Here is a 17,108-nt window from a genome sequence, read left to right on the forward strand (position 1 = left end):
GGGATGGCCGGGCGGTCCTTGAGGTGAGGAAGACATGATGGTGCAGACCCCCGTCGGTCGGTGATGTCAGCGGTCAGCCGAGGGCGAAGTACCGCAGCCACAGGTACCCCGCGGCGATGGTGACCGTGACCGCGGTGACGACCAGCCCGTACTTGGTGAACTGCCAGAAGGAGATGGGCTGCTGGTTGCGTTCGGCGATGCCGAGGACGACGACGTTGGCGGAGGCGCCGATGGCGGTGGCGTTGCCGCCGAGGTCCGCGCCCAGGGCCAGGGCCCACCACAGCACGTGGACACCGTCACCGCCGAAGCCGTGGGCCAGGTCGGCGGTGATGGGGGCCATGGTGGCGACGTACGGAATGTTGTCGACGACCCCCGACAGCACGGCGGAGCCGAACACCAGCAGCATCGTGGCACCCAGCTCGCTGCCACCGGTCGCGTCCGCCAGGGCACGGGAGACCTCTCCGATGACGCCTGTTTCGATGAGCGACCCGACCATGATGAACAGCCCGGCGAAGAACGCCAGGGTCGGCCACTCCACCTCGCTCAGCGCCTGGCCCGTCTCCACCTTCGAGACGGCGATGAGCAGCCCGGCGCCGAGCAGGGCGACCACGCTCGGCGCGTAGTGCAGCACCGGATGCGCCACGAACCCGAAGACGACCAGGGCGAGCACGCCCAGGCCCTGGTACAGCAGCGTGTGGTCGCGGATGGCCTCGCGCTCCTCCAGCGCCATCACCTCCGCCGCCCGGGCCTCGTCGTACACCAGCACCTTCCGGAACATCACCCGGCACATCACCACCAGCACGGCGGTGAGCAGCGCGGCGATGGGGGCGAGGTGGACGAGGAAGTCGTTGAAGGTCAGCCCGCCCCGGCTGGCGATGATGATGTTCGGCGGGTCGCCGACCAGGGTGGCGGTGCCGCCGATGTTGGACGCCAGCACCTCCGCGATCAGGAAGGGGGCGGCGGGCAGCGCGAGGCGTTCGCACACCAGCAGGGTGACCGGGGCGACCAGCAGCACGGTGGTGACGTTGTCCAGCAGCGCGGACGCGCTGGCGGTGATGAGTATCAGCATGGTCATCACGCGGAAGGGTTTGCCGCGGGCGCGTTTGGCCGCCCAGATCGCCAGATACTCGAACAGGCCGGTCTGCCGCAGGACTCCGACGATCGCCATCATGCCGAGGAGCAGGAAGACGACGTTCCAGTCGATCCCGGAGTGTTCGTCGAAGAAGGCGGCCTTGTCGTCGGTGGCGCTGATGGCGAGCATGGCCGCCGCACCGGCCAGGGCGGCGGCCGTGCGGTGGACGCGCTCGCTGATGATCGCCACGTACGCGATCACGAAGACGGCGATCGCCGCCCAGCTGTGCCAGTCGCTCATGTTGCCCCCAGAAGACGTTCCAGTAGATGGGCGGCGGTGATCACGCCGAGCAACCGGGAGCCGCCGCGCTCCCCGCGCTCACCCCGTTCCACCACTGCGATCAGCGGGCTGCGTTCGCGCGCCATGAGCGCCGCGACCTCCAGAGCGGTGTCGTCCGGGTCCGCGACCGGCGGCTTGTGAGGTTCCCGGGGCAGGCAGTCGGCCACCCGCCGTCCCGCCAGCGCCTGGCACAGCCGGTCCGCGTGCGGCTCGTCGATGACCGCCGCGAGCGTGGGGTCTTCGAGTACGTAGCCGGGCACCAGGAGCTTGACCAGTGCGGACCCGGGCAGTACCGCATAGGGCTCCGGTCCGTCGCCCAGCACCAGCACCCCGGGCAGCCGTTGCTCGGCCAGCAGCCGTGCCGCGTCCAGCGCATCGCTGTCCAGACGCACCGACGGATATTCCACCGCCAGATCACGTGCGCGCATTGCCGTCCTCCTCCATCCGGGCCGCAGGCTCCGCGGCCACCGCAGTCCGCTTCTGCCTGTGCTCATCGTCATCGTCGTCATCCGGTATGCCGACGAGGTCCTCGACATCGAAGAGACGGGCGACGGGTACATCCGTGCTGCTGTGGGCGGCGATGGAGAAGGCGATGCACATCGCGATCAGGGTGTATGCCTCCTGGCCCTGCGGGATGCCGGACTGCAGCACCAGCAGCCCGTAGACGACCGAGGCGAAGCCCTTCGGGCCGAACCAGGCCGCCGCCAGCTTCTCCCGCCGGTCGAAACGGGTGCCGATCAGCGAGAGCAGCAGCGACGCCGGGCGTACCAGAACGATCGCCAGGACCACAGCGATGTATCCGCCGAGCGGCAGGTCACCGAACAGCCGTGGCGTCAGCAGCGCCCCGAACACCAGCAGTGCCGCGAACTTGCTCAGCTCCGCCAGCGCCTCACCCAGCGGCTCGAAGGCATGCCTGGAGTCCGGCGACACCGAGGCGAACACCGCGCCCGCGGAGAAGGCCGCCAGGTAGGGGTTGGCATGGGTGAGATGGCAGGTGGCGTAGAGGATCACTCCGGTCGCCAGCGGCAGCAGCGGCTGGAGCTTCGGCTCCGCGCCCAGCAGCCGGAACCGCACGAGCCCGTTCACGACCAGCGGCAGCACGACACCGAGCGCCAGACCACCGACCAGCTCAAGGGCGATCTTCGACAGCGACGCTTCCGCCGCATCCGAGGTCGGCCCGGCCGTCGCGATCAGCACCAGTACGACCGGCAGCGCCAGCCCGTCGTTGATCCCGCTCTCCACATTCAGCAACTGCCGCAACCGCGCCGGGACCTCCTTACGGCCCACGATCGCCGACGCGAACACCGGGTCCGTCGGTGCCAGCACGGCCCCGACCAGGAAGGACGTCGTCCAGTCCAGCCCGGCCAAGAAGTGGGTGATCAGCGCCATCCCCACGAACGCCAGCGGCATCCCGAGCCCGAGGGCACGCGCCGGATTCCGCCAGGCGCCGCGCAACGCGGGGAACGACACATGCATGCCGTCGGTGAACAGCACCGCGAACAGCGCCAGATCGGCCGTGACCGAGACGATCGGGCTGTCCGCCGTGATGTGGATCAGGCCGAAGGCACCGTCACCGACGAGCGCGCCCGCGACGAGGAAGAGCAGCGAGGTGGAGAGTACGGAGCGGGCCGCCAAGCCCGAGACCAGTACCGCGATGAGGAGTGCGACGCCGAAAACAGCGATGAGCACCATGGGTTGTTCCGCCCCCGATCGGCAAAGAGAGTGATCCCCTGTCCGCCGACCAGACTTCCCGGCACTCCGCCAGGCACCTTACAGGATCCTGACGCGTTCACTATGGAATCTTGATCCCTACGGGTCGTATCGGCACTTGGCACGTGGTCGCTGCCGGCCGGCGGAGAGCTGGTCGTACAGGTTGAGAGTGACGCGGCCGCGGCGGGCCTGGGGCGGGATGTCGAAGTCTTCCCACAGGGACAGGGCGGACATGGTGGTGCTCAGCTCCGGGTGCTCGTGCCTTCCGGCACCGGGCACCTTCCGTGGAACTCAGGGGGCTGGGTGAGACCGCGGAACGCCGTTGGGATGCGCCGCCGCGGCCAGCGGATACTGGGGCGTATGCGTATCGACTTTGATCCTGAGAACGTCGGCCGGAACCCTTTCTACAAGCTGCTGACCTCGGTCGTCGTACCTCGGCCGATCGCTTGGGTGTCCACCATCAACCCGGACACGCTGGCACCGAACCTCGCCCCGCATTCCTTCTTCACCGTCGCCTGCGTGTCACCGCCCGTCGTGCAGTTCACCTCCGTCGGGCGGAAGGACTCGCTGCGCAATGTGGAGGAGACCGGGGAGTTCGTGGTGAACCTCGCGCCGGAGCGGATGTTCGAGACGATCAATGGGACGGCTACGGACTTTCCGCGGGGGGTGAGCGAGTTCGAGGCCGTGGGGGTGGCGCGCGAGGACAGTGTGCGGGTGAGGCCGCCGCGGGTGGCGGAGTCGCCGGTGGCGTTGGAGTGCGAGCTGCACAGCACGGTGCTGTTGGGGGACTCGACCGTGGTGTTCGGGCGGGTGGTGCATGCCGCGGTCGATGCCGGGGTGATGGTCGACGGGCATCCGGAGGTGGGCAGGCTGCGGCCACTGGCGCGGCTGGGGAAGAACGAGTGGGGGACGGTCGGCGAGGTGCTGGAGATCGAGCGGGTCCGGTATGCGGACTGGGCGGCGGAGAAGGGGGCGGGGGAGGGCGCGTCGTGATCGAGGTGGTGGCGTTCGACGTCGGCTCCACCCTGGTGCGGGAGGACCGCTACTGGGCCTCGTGGGCCGACTGGCTCGGGGTGCCCTGGCATACGCTGTCCGCCCTGGTGGGGGCCGTGGTCGCGCAGGGGCGGGAGGACGGGGACGCGATTCGGCTGGCCCGGCCGGGGGTGGATGTCGCCGCGGAGCGGCGGGCGTGGGACGCGGCGGGGCGGGGGGAGTGGCTGGAGGAGCGCGATCTGTATCCGGACGCGCGGCCCGCGCTCGGGGCGCTGCGTGCGCTGGGGGTACGGGTCGTGGTGGCCGGGAACCAGCCAGTGCGTACGGGGGAGCAGTTGCGCGGGCTGGAACTGCCGGTGGACGCCGTCGCGACGTCCGGGGAGTGGGGGGTGGCCAAGCCCGATCCGGGGTTCTTCGAGCGGGTCGTCGAGCTGGGCGGGGCCCCGCCGGACCGGACGGTGTACGTGGGCGACCATCCGGCCCTCGACATCCGGGCGGCGCGGGCCGCCGGGCTGCGGGCCGCGCATGTCCGCCGGGGGCCCTGGGGCCATCTGTGGGCTGCCGGTGATGATGCGGCGCGGGCGGACTGGCGGGTTTCGGGGCTGGAGGAGCTGGTCGAGGTCATCCGCGACGGAAGGGGATGAGGCGCGGCTCAGGGGGGAGGTCGTACGGAGTGTGATGTATTCACACCCCGTGTGATGAGAGTGCTTGCATATATCTATCGCACACCCTCCCGTAGCGCGCCGGGTGGCGGTTGACTCTTCGCATACCGCTCAGGGGGCGCCAGACCTGAGCGAAGGGGCCGCCGGACCTCCTCCCTCCTCGGCCGGCGGCCCATCTCTCCGTCTTTCCAGTGCCCTCCCTCGCCGACCACGAACGGCGCAGCCACCTGGTTTGCAGCGAATCGGCAATCTCCTGCTCCATGGTCAGGGCAACGTGCGAGTAGAGACCATCCACGCCGGCGACCTTGCGGCCCATGCGGGTCTCCACGGCGATGCGACTGTGTCGATCTTCATCCAGCCACTCCTTGCCGCCGTGACGAAGCAGGTACAGCCGCTTCCCGGCGTACGCGGTCGCGGGGAACCGGCCCCTGACCCGCGGCCAAACTGTCCGACAAGGCACTGGCCGCAGTGCGCGCCCCGGTCGCTCACCAGCCCGGATGAGATTTTCGGCAAGGGCAGGATGCATGAGGCCGACTGGGACGACAGCGGTGCCCCGGATGAGCTGACCGGCACGCGAAGAGCTGTGCCGCCAGCGGTGCCCCGGTGCGGGGATCCCCCGGCGGGCAGACGCAGAAACGCGGCCAGCGCCCGCTGGGGTGCGGTGACCGCTGGAGCGCCTCCGGCGACCGCCAGGGCATGCGGGTCACCCTCTGGCACTCGTGCCTGTACGGGGCGGTGTAGCCGGTGGTCGGGTGCACGGTCGCCTCAGGTTGTCGGTGCCGTCGGCTAGCGTGCGAGGTATGCGCTACTTCAATACGGCCGGGCCGTGCGTCCCCACGCGTCACTACATGGTGCCGGCCCAGGAGCGGCTGCCCAGGGCCCGCGGGTACATCGAGCAGGGCCAGTACTTCGTGGTGCACGCGCCACGGCAGACCGGGAAGACGACGGTGCTGGCGGCGATGGCCCGGGAACTGACGGCCTCGGGCCGGTACGCGGCGCTGCACTTCTCGTGCGAGAGCGCGGAGGTGGCCGGGGAGGACTACGGCCAGGCGGAGCTGTTGGTGCTGGAGGCGATTCGGCGGTCCGCGGAGTCCGCTGGGCTTCCTGATGGGCTCGCGCCCTGCGCCTCCCGGCCCGACGCGGTGCCCGGGTCCCGGCTCACGCGGGGGCTGACTGAGTGGGTGCGGAGCTGTCCGCGTCCGCTGGTGCTGTTCTTCGACGAGATCGACGCGTTGCGGGGGGAGAGCCTGCGCAGTGTGCTGCGCCAGTTGCGCGATGGCTTCACTGTCAGCCGTGGCGGCTTCCCGCATGCGGTGGTGCTGTGCGGGCTGCGGGATGTGCGTGACTACAAGGCGGCCTCGGGCGGGGATCCGGGGCGCCTTGGTACGTCGAGTCCGTTCAACATCAAGGTGGCGTCGCTGCGGTTGGGCGACTTCACCGAGGCCGAGGTCGCCGAGTTGTACGGGCAGCACACCAGGGAGACGGGCCAGGATTTCACGGTGGATGCGCTGGAGCGTGCCTTCAGCTTTACCCAGGGGCAGCCGTGGCTGGTCAACGCGCTGGCCCGGGAGGTCGTCGAGGAGATGGGGGTGCCGTCGGACACGCCGATCACGGCCGAGCACATGGAGGAGGCGAAGGAGCGGCTGATCCTGGCGCGTGCGACGCATCTGGACTCGCTGGCCGCCAGGTTGGGCGAGGACCGGGTGCGGCGGGTGATCCAGCCGGTGATCGCGGGCGAGCTGCTCCTGCCGACGGACACGTACGACGACGATCTGGCGTACGTGCGCGACCTGGGGCTGGTCGCTCCGGACGCGCCGGTGCGGGTGGCCAATCCGATCTACCAGGAGGTCATTGTCCGGGTCCTGGGAAACAACACGGAGGGCCAGGTCGTCGCCGCCCCGAGCAGCTTCCGGCTGCCTGATGGCAGGATCGACATGGACAAGCTGCTGTGCTCCTTCGCCGAGTTCTGGCGGGAGAACGGCGAGATCCTGGCCACCGCCTCGACCTACCCGGAGGCCGCAGCACAGCTGGTGATGATGGCCTACCTGCACCGGATCGTGAACGGGGCGGGTTTCATCGACCGGGAGTACGGGGTCGGCCGGCGGCGCGTGGACCTGCTGATTCGCCAGCCGTACACCGCTGCCGACGGTTCGCGGGCGGTGCAGCGCGAGGCGCTGGAGCTGAAGGTGTGGCGCCAGGGCCGCACCGACCCCCTCGCCGAGGGGCTGGCACAGTTGGACGACTACCTGGACCGCATGGAGCTGTCCACGGGCACCCTCGTCGTCTTCGACACCCGCCCGCAGGCAGCCCCGGTCCACGAGCGCACCGCTTTCTCGCAGCAGACCACGCCCTCCGGGCGCACCGTCACCCTGCTGCGCGCCTGACGGCCGGGAGACCTCAGCCAGGAGCGCCCCCGGATCGGTGGCGGGTCAAGTGCTGGTCGATCAGGGTGATGCCGGCGTCGCCTTTGTGGGATCCGGCCGGGGCCAGGTGCATGGCAGTGATCACGAACGGGACTTCGGTGCCGCCGAGGCCGCGGGCGTTGACGGCGAGGTGGAGGTCGTAGCCGCAGAAGACGTTGCCGGGTGAGGCGTTGGTGCCGGAGCGGTAGCCCTCGCGAGCGTCGGGGTCGATCGTGTGCTGAAGGCGGCTGTCATGCCCGGCGGTTGGCCAGCCGGGCACGTTCGGTGGGCGCTTGCGGCGCGGCGGGGTGGTGGCCTTGCTCGCGGCCCACGCCCTCGACGGGTATCTGCGCGGAACGGCGGACGAGGGCGCCACCTTCGTGGAGTTCGAGAGGCGGTACAAGGAGGCGTACGGCGAAGTCCTCCACAGCGACGGCCCCCACCCCCCCCGCTGCCGGACTTCCCCGCCGTGTCCGCCCGGACGGGCGTCAGTCGGTGACGAGGTCCTCCGGCGCGGACCTGGCGAGTCCGGCGAGCGTACCGAGCGCCTGGGAGAGGACGTCTCGCTGGGGCGAGGCGAGTCCCACGCGGATGGCGTTGGGGGCGTGGCTGCCGCCGACGGTGAACGCGGCGGCGGGCACCACCCCGATGCCGTGCCGCGCGGCGGCGGCGACGAACGTGTCCGCGCGCCACGGGCGCGGCAGCTGCCACCAGCAGTGGTAGGAGCGTGGATCGCTCTGCACGGCGAAACCGGCGAGGTGCCGGGCCGCGATCTCCTGCCGTACTGCCGCTTCCCTCTGCTTGGCGTCCACCAGCTTCTTCACCGTGCCGTCCTGCTGCCAGCGGTGGGCGGCCTCCAGGGCGAAGCGCATGGGGGTCCAGCCGCCCGATCGAAGGGCGGCGGCGATCTCGCTCGCCAGGGTGTCGGGCGCCACCACGAAGCCGAGAGTCAGACCGGGGGCGATGCGCTTGGACAGGCTGTCGATCAGTACAGTCCGCTCGGGGGCGTAGGCGGCGAGCGGTGCCAGTTCGTCGTGCAGGAACGCCCAAATGGCGTCCTCGACCACCGGGATCCGGAGCCGCAGCAGTACGTCGGCCAGCCGCTCGACTCGCTGCGTGGACATGGTGAGCGAGAGCGGGTTGTGCAGCCTCGGCTGCACGTAGACCGCGTGCAGCGGGGCGGCGGCGTGAGCCTCCTCCACAGCCTCCGGGGCCAGTCCGGCACCGTCCATGGCCAGCGGGACGAGGGTGATGCTGAGCCGGGCGGCGACGGCCTTGATCACGGGGTACGTCAGCTCCTCGACGCCGAGGCGCCCACCCGGTGGCACCAGGGCGGTGATGACGGCGGAGATGGCCTGCCGCCCATTGCCCGCGAACTGGATCCGCGCGGGGTCGGCACGCCAGCCGCCGCGGGCGAGGATGCTGGCGGCGGACTCCTGCACGGCCGGGAGGTCGGACGCACCGACCGGTCGCAGGGAGTATCCGAGGGCGTCGGGTCGCAGCAGCCCGCTGAGCCCTTCGGCGAGGAGTGTGCTCTGCTCGGGTACGACCGGGTAGTTGAGTTCGAGGTCGATCCGGGTGCCGGCGGGTTCAGTGAGCGCGGGAGCGGAAACAACGGACCTCGCGGACACCGCGCGGACGAAGGTGCCACGTCCCACCTCACCCACCGTCAACCCGCGGCGGGCCAGTTCCTGGTAGACGCGCGTGGCCGTGGAGTTGGCGATGCCGTGCTGCCGCGCGAACTCGCGCTGCGGGGGAAGTCGGTCGCCGGGCCGGAGGGCGCCGGCATTGATCTCCTCGGCCACCGCGTCAGCGACGCTCTGATAGTCCTTCACGGCGCGCTCCCCTCGTCCGCCCGGGCGGCCTCCATCCAACCATAGAATTGCACCGAGTGCAATGCATGGGTTGCATCGAGCATTGCTCTGCCCATACGCTCCGGGCATTGCTCCGGAGGCCAGGAAGGGAGGGTACTGGGCTCAGTGAACACGACCACGCGATTCCGGTCACCGCTCGGCCGGACTCCCCTACCCTCGCCCGACTGTCGACGCTGCGGCTTCACATCCGACCTGATCAGGCAGGATGCGATCGCCGACGCGCTCCGGGAGTACACAGCAGGCTGGCAGCAGCTCCTGCGGGACCCGGGACTCGGAAGTCGGCGGGCAGGCTCGCCCGCCTGGTCGCCCCTGGAATCGGGCTGCCACGTCCGGGATATGTGTCTGCTGTTCCACGCCCGACTCGATGCAATCCTAGGACAATCATCGATTGCACCGAGATTTCGGGCTGGGGCGGAGACCGGGGCATCCACAGATCGCCCGGACACCGTCCGGCGCTACCGGGACGAGGAGCCGCAGCAAGTGGCGGAGGAGCTGGGGCGTGCTGCCGAGGCCCTGGCCCTCCGCCTGGCCACGCTCACCGCCGATGACTGGGACCGCGACGATCCGCGCCTGGCCGACCCGCGGCTCACCGTCGATCTCTTCACCCGCCACCTCCTCCACGACATCGCCCACGACCTCGCCGAGGCCATGCGCGACGACCGCGCCGTCGGAGCGCGTTCAGAGGATGGCGACACAACGCACCAGCGAATGAGGGGGTTTCATGGTTGAACTGAGCGGGATTCTCGGCGTGGTGGTGGTGGCTCTCGGCATGGTGCTCACCCCCGGCCCGAACATGATCTATCTCGTCTCCCGCAGCATCACGCAGGGCAGGCGCGCCGGCATCGTCTCCCTCGGCGGTGTGGCGCTCGGCTTCATGGTGTACCTGGTCGCCGCGAACCTGGGCCTGTCGGTCGTCTTCATCGCCGTACCCGAGCTGTACTTCGCTGTGAAGCTCGCGGGCGCCGCGTACCTCGCCTACCTGGCCTGGAACGCCTTGAAGCCTGGCGGCGTCTCCGTCTTCGCCCCGCGGGACGTGCCACACGACTCACCGCGCAAGCTGTTCACGATGGGCCTGATGACGAACCTGCTCAACCCGAAGATCGCCATCATGTACCTCTCGCTCATCCCCCAGTTCATCGACCTGGACAAGGGCCACGTCCTCCTCCAGGGCCTCATCCTCGGCTCGATCCAGATCGTGGTCAGCGTCGCGGTCAACCTCACCATCGTCCTGGCGGCCGGCGCGATCGCCGTCTTCCTCTCACGCCGCCCCTCCTGGCTCAAGGTGCAGCGCTACGCGATGGGCGCCGTCCTGGGCGCGCTCGCCGTCTCCCTGGCCATCGACACCTCAGGCCCGACCAAGGTGAGCTGACGGCACAGCAGCAAGGCCGAAGGGCCGGCCGCGACGCGCCGGCCCTTCGGCCTTCTCCCTTTGGCCTCGGCACTACCGCGCCGCGGTCAGATGTTCCGCGTATTCCTGGAGCGAACGGACGCCCACATCACCGTGGTTGAGTGCGTCGATGCCCTGGACGGCTGCGGCGAAGCCTGGACCGTCGTCAGACACGGCACGGACCGCGCCACGGCCGCCGTACGGATCTCGTAGCCGTCGAGGCGGCCGCCGGTGCCGTACAGGGTGTTGACGATGAGGTCGACCTCGCCGTCATGGATGAGCTGGAAGATGGTCTTCTCGCCGTTGGGACCGGTGCCCCGGGTTGCAGTTGACCATCACGGTCTCGTAGCCCGCGTCGCTCAGCGCGAAGGAGGTGTGGACACAGGAGTAGTCGAACTCGATGCCCTGGCCGATGACGATCGGGCCGGAGCCGATGACCAGGACGGACCGGATATCGGTGCGCTTAGGCACGCCGGCCCTCCATCGGAGCTGTGCTCATCAAAGACGTGAAGCGGTCGAACAGGTAGGCGGCGTCGTGCGGGCCGGCTGCCGCTTCGGGGTGGTACTGGACGCTGAAGGCCGGCTGGTCGAGGAGGTGAAGACCCTCCACCACGTCGTCGTTGAGGCAGACGTGGGAGACCTCGGCGCGGCCGTAGGGCGTGTCGGAGACCCTGTCGAGCGGGGCGTCGACGGCGAAGCCGTGGTTGTGCGCGGTGACCTCGACCTTGCCCGTCGTGCGGTCCTGCACCGGCTGGTTGATGCCGCGGTGGCCGTACTTCAGCTTGTAGGTGCCGAAGCCGAGCGCGCGGCCCAGGATCTGGTTGCCGAAGCAGATACCGAACAGCGGCGTCTTCCGCTCCAGGACGGCCCGCATCACGGAGACCGGGTGATCGGCCTTCTCCGGGTCGCCGGGGCCGTTGGAGAAGAACACGCCGTCCGGGTTCACGGCGTACACGTCCTCGACGGTCGCCGTGGCGGGCAGTACGTGCACCTCGATGCCGCGCTCGGTCGACGCAGGTGTTGACATAGCGCGAGGCCCGCCACGGTCCCAGGCGTTCACCCGTCCACAGGCCGTCGATGTGGACGGTGTCGTCCGGGCAGTACTCCTGCACCAGGCGTGGTTCGGACGGCAGGGCTTCCAGCTGCGGAAAGTCGGCGGGGGAATCGAGGCGTACGACGCCCCGGCTGGCGGTACCCCGGCGCGGCTTGACCACGACGGCCAGGCCATGGCGGTCGGCGAACGCGCGGACGGCGGGCTCGTCGGGGGCATCCGCGAAGCGGGGGGTCGCTATGCGCGCGCCGGAGACGATCTGGTTCATGGTCAGTTTGTCGCGGAACCGGGCGAGTTCAGTCGGCGCCTGGCCGACACAGCCGAGGCGGTCGCGGATGATGGATGCGGTGTCGAGGTCACCCTCGTTGAGGGCGAGGAGCCGGGCGGGCGGGCCGAAGCGGGCGCGCAGTTCGGTCACCGCGCGCCAGACCGCCGCGGTGTCGTCGGTGGCGGGGACGACCAGGGCGGCCGCGGCGTCGGCGGATACGGAGTCCAGGGCGGGGCGGGTGGTGCTTCGATCGCTTTGGCGTCAGCGCGGTCGGCTTCGGTGGGCTCGTTGTGGAGAGCGAGCTGGAGGTCGAGGTCGGAGACGCCGGGTGTGGCGGTGCCGCGGGGGATGCTCCCGTAGAGGTAGGCGCTGTGCAGGCGCGTTGGACCAAACGTATCGGCGATATGAGCGCGGGCGGCGTCGACGACGGGGGCGAACGCTGCCGGTACTCGATCCAGTGCGCCTTCGCGTGCGATCGTTCCATCGCGGTCCAGCCCTCGTCTGTTCATAGGGCCTACTGTGCCTTGTGCTGCTGCGTGTCGCCGAGCTGGCTATGTTCAGGAGTTCCGACAGCAGTTGTTCAGGACGCCGGGAGGCGCCTGGCCGACGCGCTGTTCGATGTTCACGAGAGAGGGCAGCACCGCGGTTCCGGGCGCGCGTCGCGGTTCTGATCCCGCTCGACCAATGGTCCCGGCCGTGGCTGCGGCCGGGTGCCGATACCGCTTTCATGGGTGTCGGGGGTTGACTCCACCCTTCTCGGTGGCATCAGCGACACCACTGATCGGCATGGTGGCCGGATGTCCTCCATCCGATGAAGGACGAAGAATTCTTTTTGTCCGAACACACCGAAGCACCAGTTTCCAGGGATCAGTCATGACACGTCCCCGCCTTTCCTGTCGACGCATACGCGGCGCGATGTCCGGCATCGTCCTGCTGGCCGTCACCGCCGGTGTCGTCACAGCCTGCGCTGACGAGGAATCCTCTGCGCACACCTCCTCGGCCTTCTCGGCTTCCGCCTCTGCGACCCCCGGGACGCACGGTACAGCGGGGGTGGCCAAGCTGCACATGATCGAGAACGAGGGTCACCGCCTCGCCTTCCACGTCACGGGGGGAAGCGGCCCCGTCATCGTCCTGGACGCCGGCGGCGGCGAGGACTCCTCCTACTGGAAGGATGTCGTCCCCAAACTTCACACAGCCACCGGCGCCAAGATCATCACCTATGACCGGGCCGGTCTGGGCCAGAGCGAGGCAGTCGCCGGACCGTGGCAGGTGGAACTCGCGGTCAGCGATTTGAAGACGGGCTTGCGGAAGCTCGGCGTGACCAGGGACGTGATACTCGTGTCCCACTCACAGGCAGGCGAGATCGCCACCTACCTCACCAAGCAGAACCCCGGGCTGGTGTCCGGCTCCGTGCTGGTCGACGCGAGCCTGCCCCCTCTGTATACGGACGAGGAGATCGCCCGCATCGTCGCCGCCAACCAGCCCGCGGTCGACGCGGCGAAGAAGGAGCCTTCCAAGCCGCAGAACAAGCAGATGATCTCCACGGCGGAGAGCTACGCACCGATGCACAAGGCATACCACCAGGTCTCGTGGCCCGACACCGTTCCCGCGACCGTCATCGTGTCGGAGAAGACCCCGTTCGACGGATCGCCCGAGGACGCCCAGCGCTGGCGGGACGCCGCCGCGACGTTCGCGCGCCAGGGGCCGAACCGGGCCCTGGTCACCGCGACGGGAAGCTCGCACGACGTTCCGAAGGACCGGCCCGCCCTCGTGCTCAAGGAGATCGAGAAGATGGCGACCACACAGGGCTGACACGCCGACCTCCGTGGCCACGGCACAACATCCCCGCACGTGAACGAGCCGCATCAGCGCTGTCCGGACTCGCGAATAGTTCGAATCGCCGCCCGGCCCTCACTGCCTCCCGAATCGCTGAACAACTGCGGTCCATTCTGGTGGGCAAAGCCACCGAGCGGAATTCCGAGGCGATGAGACATCCGCCAATCGCACTGCTCACGGATCCGCCAACGGGCTGTGCAGCTGAGATCGGCCTTGTACTTCGGCAGCCCTCATGCCGCCTCGTGGTGTGGACACAGCCGTGGTCCCGTGGGTGGTCTCGTGGGACGGCCCGTCCACTGGGCGGGTGGACGGGCCGTGAAGTGGTTGGGCGCTGGCAGTTCACCACCCACGATGCACGCATCAAACTGCGCCACCTCTATCCCAAACATTAGATGCGAGTGGGGTGTATCCCGCCTCCCCGGTGGGAGATGAGTGGGAGACAAGTGGGAGATGATCATGGCGTGGTGCTGCAATCAGGCGCTAGGAAATGCTAGATAGCGCTACCTGTACGGCCCTGGTTCAGCCGCCGGATTCGCCCGCGTGCGGGCTCAGGAAACCTGCTCCCACCAGCACGAACAGCAGGATTCCGAGCAGGATGCGGTAGATCACGAACGGCATGAAGCTCTTGCTGGAGATGAACTTCATGAACCAGGCGATGACGGCATAACCGACGACGAAGGCGATGACGGTCGCGAAGATCGTCGGACCCCACTCGGTGTGCCCCTCGGACGCGTCCTTCAGCTCGAAGGCCCCGGAGGCCAGTACGGCCGGGACGGCGAGGAGGAAGGAGTAGCGGGCCGCGGCCTCGCGGGTGTAGCCCATGAGCAGACCACCGCTGATGGTCGCGCCGGAGCGGGAGACACCGGGGACGAGCGCCATCGCCTGGCATATGCCGTATATCAGTCCGTCCCGGACGCTCAGCTCCTGCAGCGACTTGCGCTGCTTGGCGACGCGGTGCTTGCCGCCCGTCTCTTCGCGTGCGGCCCGCCGGTCCGCGTAGCCGAGCACGACGCCCATGACGATGAGGGTGGTGGCGATGAGCCGCAGATCGCGGAACGGGCCCTCGATCGCGTCCTGGAGCGTGAGGCCGAGCACGCCGATCGGGATCGAACCGACGATCACCAGCCAGCCCATCTGGGCGTCGTGGTCGCCGCGCCACTCCTTGTTGAACAGGGAGCGGAACCAGGCGCTGACGATCCGGGCTATGTCCTTGCGGAAGTAGATGAGCACCGCCAGCTCGGTGCCTATCTGGGTGATCGCGGTGAAGGCTGGGCCAGGGTCGCTCCAGCCCGCGAAGGCGGCCGTGAGGCGCAGATGGGCGCTGGAGGAGATCGGAAGAAACTCGGTCAGCCCCTGGACCAGCCCGAGGATGAAAGATTCAAACCACGACATTGCGTCTACGCTATCCAAAGGCTGATCATGCGCTGTTCCGGGGCATGCCGGAACAGGCGGGGCGGCCGAGGGGAAGGCCGGCCGCCGGGGATCGGCGACCGGTTGTGGTGGCAGCGTAGCGTCCCCGGGCGAACGGCCTGCCAAGGGCCCGGCCCGAAGGCCGGTTTACCCATAGGGCAGGGGTACTCGGCGGTCTTTCGGAGTGCGTTCGGAATGCGCTCACCGAACGCCGCCCAGCAGCCGCCGAGGAGCCACATGACCACCACCGGGCCGGAGGCGTCACGGCCACCCCGGGACGGGGACGCCGCGATCGTCACCACCAAGGTTCCCGCGCGGCTGGACCGGCTCCCCTGGTTTAGCCGGCACGGGATGGTCGTCATCGGCCTGGGCACCGTATGGATCCTGGACGGCCTGGAAGTGACGGTCGTCGGCAACATCGCCAGCCGCCTCTCCGAGCCCGGCGGCGGGCTGCCCATCACCGGCGCCCAGGTGACGGGCATGGCGGCGGCGCTCCCTGTCGCCGGGGCCGGCACCGCCGGCGCTGGGCGTCGACATCGATGATCGCGGGGACGTATGTCCTCTCCGGTGCGCCGCTGTTCGTCACCGCCTGGATGTTCGGCCGGGGCCGGCTCGACGCGGCGGCCACGAAGGGCTGCTGATGCGTGGTCCTCTTCTTCGCCTCGGCGGGCGCGAGTTCCGCGTATCCGACGGCCGGCGAGGTCTTCCCGATGGAGACGCGCGCCCTGGCCATCGCCTTCTTCCACGCCATCGGCACGGCGGCCGGCGAAGATCAGCGGCCCGCTGATCTTCGCCGAGGTGACGCGGAGCGGGGTCGTCGGGGACACGGTCCTGGCCTTCTGTACCGGGGCGTCGCTGATGGTCGTGGCCGGGGTGGTGGCCGCCTTCCTGGCCGTACCGGCGGAACAGCGCTCGCTGGAGGACGTCGCCGAGCCGCTGTCCGCGCGCGCCGCGGCGAAACCGCACTGAGCCGTCGCGCACCCCGCCCCTGAGCGTGCAGGGGCCCGCTCAGGTGCCCCGTAGCCTGCCGCGCTTGCGCCAGGCCATGACGAGCCCGGCGAGGGCGGGTACGGCGATACAGGTCAGCGCGATCAGGAAGACGGGCGAGGTGGGCGTGGCCGCGTGGCCGCCCGCCACCACGTACGCCGCCGTGTTCGGCACACAGCCGAGCCCCGTTGCCAGCAGGAACGCCGGCCAGCCCATCCGCGAGATCGCCGCGCAGTAGTTCGCGGCGGCGAACGGTACGCCCGGGAAGAGCCGGATCGCCAGCATGGAGCGGAAACCGTGCCGGCTCAGCTGCCGGTCGGCCGCGCCCAGCCAGCGGCCCCGCAGCAGCGGGCGCAGCGCGTCCTGCCCCAGCAGTCTGCCCAGGCCGAAGGAGATCCCGGCGCCGAGCACCGTACCGGCGACGGCCGCGGCGAGACCGGTCTGGGCGCCGAGCAGCACACCAGCCGCCAGGTTCAGCAGCGGCCTGGGCACCAGCGCGGCGGTGCACAGCCCGTACGCGGCCGCGAACAGCACCACGGCCGCCGCCCCCGACAGCTGCGGCGGCCAGCCGTCCGCCAGCAGCCGCTGCGGCTGCCACAGCCACACCGCGGTCGCGGAACCGGCCAGCAGCGCGGCGAGCAGCCCCAGCCGTGACCACGGCGAGAACAGCACGGCGCGGGTGCGGCGCACGGCCGTTTTCGGGGAGGGGGCGGCGACATCGAGCATCGGGGGAGCGTAACCGACCGGGCCGGGGCAACGCTGTGATGTCGTTCGCTCGTCGGCTGGTTGTCGCCCCGTTGATACGCGGGCCGATCCGGACGACCGACTCCCGGACGCCAGGGGTTCACAGGCATCACACCGGCCCCGTGGGCCCCGAAAACCATTCGACCGGGACCGAACGGTACGCAATGATCACGGCATGTTCCGGTATGCCTTCCTCGTGATGCCGTCCGCTGTCGCGGACGCGCCGAAGGCTGCCGCCCTCCTCGACAGCGCTCGAAGCTGACCCTCCTCGGACCACTCCGACGGACCCCGCCAGGGGAGGGTCGGCCGGGCACCGGGGTCCGCGCTTCCCTTGTCGTTCCGAGGAGGAACAGCCCGCATGTCCGCCACGTCC

16 protein-coding genes and 4 pseudogenes are annotated in these 17,108 nt (G+C 69.7%); 8 read left to right on the plus strand and 12 right to left on the minus strand.

Annotated features, from left to right (window positions below; all coding sequences use genetic code 11):
• Window positions 1–73: 73 nt before the first annotated feature.
• From ASC60_RS15885 to ASC60_RS43735, 4 genes are all read right to left on the minus strand, one after another.
• Window positions 74–1,372 (minus strand): ArsB/NhaD family transporter, encoded by a 1,299-nt coding sequence (locus ASC60_RS15885; RefSeq protein ID WP_055551342.1) that lies wholly within the window; start codon window positions 1,370–1,372, stop codon window positions 74–76.
• A complete protein-coding gene (locus tag ASC60_RS15890; protein WP_055551344.1) occupies window positions 1,369–1,839 on the minus strand; it encodes a CBS domain-containing protein in 471 nt (156 codons plus the stop codon). The genes ASC60_RS15885 and ASC60_RS15890 overlap by 4 nt, the downstream gene beginning before the upstream one ends.
• Complete coding sequence (locus ASC60_RS15895) at window positions 1,826–3,103, minus strand: sodium:proton antiporter (protein ID WP_079038433.1); 1,278 nt, start codon at window positions 3,101–3,103, stop codon at window positions 1,826–1,828. Before ASC60_RS15895 ends, ASC60_RS15890 begins: the two co-directional genes overlap by 14 nt.
• A gap of 117 nt (window positions 3,104–3,220) precedes the next feature.
• Window positions 3,221–3,355, minus strand: coding sequence for a hypothetical protein (locus ASC60_RS43735; RefSeq protein ID WP_267892797.1), 135 nt, complete (start codon window positions 3,353–3,355; stop codon window positions 3,221–3,223).
• Window positions 3,356–3,481: 126 nt separating this feature from the next.
• Between ASC60_RS43735 and ASC60_RS15905 the strand changes: the two genes are divergently transcribed.
• From ASC60_RS15905 to ASC60_RS15915, 3 genes are all read left to right on the plus strand, one after another.
• A complete protein-coding gene (locus tag ASC60_RS15905) occupies window positions 3,482–4,114 on the plus strand; it encodes a flavin reductase family protein (protein ID WP_055551814.1) in 633 nt (210 codons plus the stop codon).
• A complete protein-coding gene (locus ASC60_RS15910; RefSeq protein WP_055551348.1) occupies window positions 4,111–4,758 on the plus strand; it encodes an HAD family hydrolase in 648 nt (215 codons plus the stop codon). The genes ASC60_RS15905 and ASC60_RS15910 overlap by 4 nt, the downstream gene beginning before the upstream one ends.
• A gap of 818 nt (window positions 4,759–5,576) precedes the next feature.
• Window positions 5,577–7,160, plus strand: a complete 1,584-nt coding sequence (locus ASC60_RS15915; protein ID WP_234356962.1) for an ATP-binding protein — start codon at window positions 5,577–5,579, stop codon at window positions 7,158–7,160.
• A gap of 13 nt (window positions 7,161–7,173) precedes the next feature.
• Here the strand turns inward: ASC60_RS15915 and ASC60_RS15920 are convergent, their stop codons facing one another.
• Together ASC60_RS15920 and ASC60_RS15925 are read right to left on the minus strand one after the other, a co-directional pair.
• Complete coding sequence (locus tag ASC60_RS15920; RefSeq protein WP_159043274.1) at window positions 7,174–7,458, minus strand: hypothetical protein; 285 nt, start codon at window positions 7,456–7,458, stop codon at window positions 7,174–7,176.
• Window positions 7,459–7,666: 208 nt separating this feature from the next.
• Complete coding sequence (locus tag ASC60_RS15925; RefSeq protein WP_055551352.1) at window positions 7,667–9,013, minus strand: PLP-dependent aminotransferase family protein; 1,347 nt, start codon at window positions 9,011–9,013, stop codon at window positions 7,667–7,669.
• A 519-nt stretch (window positions 9,014–9,532) separates the two neighbouring features.
• Between ASC60_RS15925 and ASC60_RS15930 the strand changes: the two genes are divergently transcribed.
• A complete protein-coding gene (locus tag ASC60_RS15930) occupies window positions 9,533–9,781 on the plus strand; it encodes a hypothetical protein (protein ID WP_055551354.1) in 249 nt (82 codons plus the stop codon).
• Window positions 9,774–10,421 carry a LysE family translocator gene (locus tag ASC60_RS15935; RefSeq protein ID WP_055551356.1) on the plus strand — a complete coding sequence of 216 codons (648 nt, stop codon included), beginning with the start codon at window positions 9,774–9,776 and terminating at the stop codon, window positions 10,419–10,421. The genes ASC60_RS15930 and ASC60_RS15935 overlap by 8 nt, the downstream gene beginning before the upstream one ends.
• Before the next feature lie 72 nt (window positions 10,422–10,493).
• On the opposite strand, the pseudogene ASC60_RS39255 reads toward ASC60_RS15935, so the two are convergent.
• From ASC60_RS39255 to ASC60_RS15945, 3 genes and pseudogenes are all read right to left on the minus strand, one after another.
• Window positions 10,494–10,762 (minus strand): annotated as a pseudogene (locus tag ASC60_RS39255) (hypothetical protein); the annotation flags it as partial.
• Window positions 10,710–10,910: a hypothetical protein gene (locus ASC60_RS15940; RefSeq protein ID WP_055551358.1), complete on the minus strand. Its 201-nt coding sequence runs from the start codon at window positions 10,908–10,910 to the stop codon at window positions 10,710–10,712. The gene ASC60_RS15940 and the pseudogene ASC60_RS39255, both read right to left, overlap by 53 nt.
• Window positions 10,903–11,448: pseudogene (locus ASC60_RS15945) on the minus strand (gamma-glutamyl-gamma-aminobutyrate hydrolase family protein); the annotation flags it as partial. The gene ASC60_RS15940 and the pseudogene ASC60_RS15945, both read right to left, overlap by 8 nt.
• A gap of 70 nt (window positions 11,449–11,518) precedes the next feature.
• On the opposite strand from ASC60_RS15945, the gene ASC60_RS42230 reads away from it, so the two are divergent.
• Window positions 11,519–12,118: a hypothetical protein gene (locus tag ASC60_RS42230; RefSeq protein WP_055551361.1), complete on the plus strand. Its 600-nt coding sequence runs from the start codon at window positions 11,519–11,521 to the stop codon at window positions 12,116–12,118.
• Here the strand turns inward: ASC60_RS42230 and ASC60_RS39265 are convergent.
• A pseudogene (locus ASC60_RS39265) lies at window positions 12,001–12,267 on the minus strand (nucleotidyltransferase domain-containing protein); the annotation flags it as partial. The gene ASC60_RS42230 and the pseudogene ASC60_RS39265 overlap by 118 nt on opposite strands.
• 406 nt (window positions 12,268–12,673) lie before the next feature.
• Here ASC60_RS39265 and ASC60_RS15955 point away from each other — a divergent pair.
• Window positions 12,674–13,570, plus strand: coding sequence for an alpha/beta fold hydrolase (locus ASC60_RS15955; RefSeq protein ID WP_234356963.1), 897 nt, complete (start codon window positions 12,674–12,676; stop codon window positions 13,568–13,570).
• A gap of 543 nt (window positions 13,571–14,113) precedes the next feature.
• Here ASC60_RS15955 and ASC60_RS15960 read toward each other — a convergent pair.
• Window positions 14,114–14,986 carry an undecaprenyl-diphosphate phosphatase gene (locus ASC60_RS15960; protein ID WP_055551365.1) on the minus strand — a complete coding sequence of 291 codons (873 nt, stop codon included), beginning with the start codon at window positions 14,984–14,986 and terminating at the stop codon, window positions 14,114–14,116.
• A gap of 255 nt (window positions 14,987–15,241) precedes the next feature.
• Between ASC60_RS15960 and ASC60_RS39270 the strand changes: the two are divergent.
• Window positions 15,242–15,973: pseudogene (locus ASC60_RS39270) on the plus strand (hypothetical protein).
• Between the two features lie 39 nt (window positions 15,974–16,012).
• On the opposite strand, the gene ASC60_RS15970 reads toward ASC60_RS39270, so the two are convergent.
• Entirely contained in the window at window positions 16,013–16,717 is a 705-nt protein-coding gene (locus tag ASC60_RS15970) for a TVP38/TMEM64 family protein (RefSeq protein WP_079038434.1), read from the minus strand.
• Window positions 16,718–17,108 lie beyond the last annotated feature (391 nt).

The sequence above is a fragment of the Streptomyces sp. NBRC 110028 genome (genome assembly GCF_001417735.1).
GTDB lineage: Bacteria > Actinomycetota > Actinomycetes > Streptomycetales > Streptomycetaceae > Streptomyces.

Bases quoted from the DNA above. Each gene is read 5' to 3' on its own strand.
- ASC60_RS15885 (WP_055551342.1), bottom strand. From the start codon at position 1,372: ATGAGCGACTGGCACAGCTGGGCGGCGATCGCCGTCTTCGTGATCGCG.
- ASC60_RS15890 (WP_055551344.1), bottom strand. From the start codon at position 1,839: ATGCGCGCACGTGATCTGGCGGTGGAATATCCGTCGGTGCGTCTGGAC.
- ASC60_RS15895 (WP_079038433.1), bottom strand. From the start codon at position 3,103: ATGGTGCTCATCGCTGTTTTCGGCGTCGCACTCCTCATCGCGGTACTG.
- ASC60_RS43735 (WP_267892797.1), bottom strand. From the start codon at position 3,355: ATGTCCGCCCTGTCCCTGTGGGAAGACTTCGACATCCCGCCCCAGGCC.
- ASC60_RS15905 (WP_055551814.1), top strand. From the start codon at position 3,482: ATGCGTATCGACTTTGATCCTGAGAACGTCGGCCGGAACCCTTTCTAC.
- ASC60_RS15915 (WP_234356962.1), top strand. From the start codon at position 5,577: ATGCGCTACTTCAATACGGCCGGGCCGTGCGTCCCCACGCGTCACTAC.
- ASC60_RS15935 (WP_055551356.1), top strand. From the start codon at position 9,774: ATGGTTGAACTGAGCGGGATTCTCGGCGTGGTGGTGGTGGCTCTCGGC.
- ASC60_RS15955 (WP_234356963.1), top strand. From the start codon at position 12,674: ATGTCCGGCATCGTCCTGCTGGCCGTCACCGCCGGTGTCGTCACAGCC.
- ASC60_RS15960 (WP_055551365.1), bottom strand. From the start codon at position 14,986: ATGTCGTGGTTTGAATCTTTCATCCTCGGGCTGGTCCAGGGGCTGACC.
- ASC60_RS15970 (WP_079038434.1), bottom strand. From the start codon at position 16,717: ATGCTCGATGTCGCCGCCCCCTCCCCGAAAACGGCCGTGCGCCGCACC.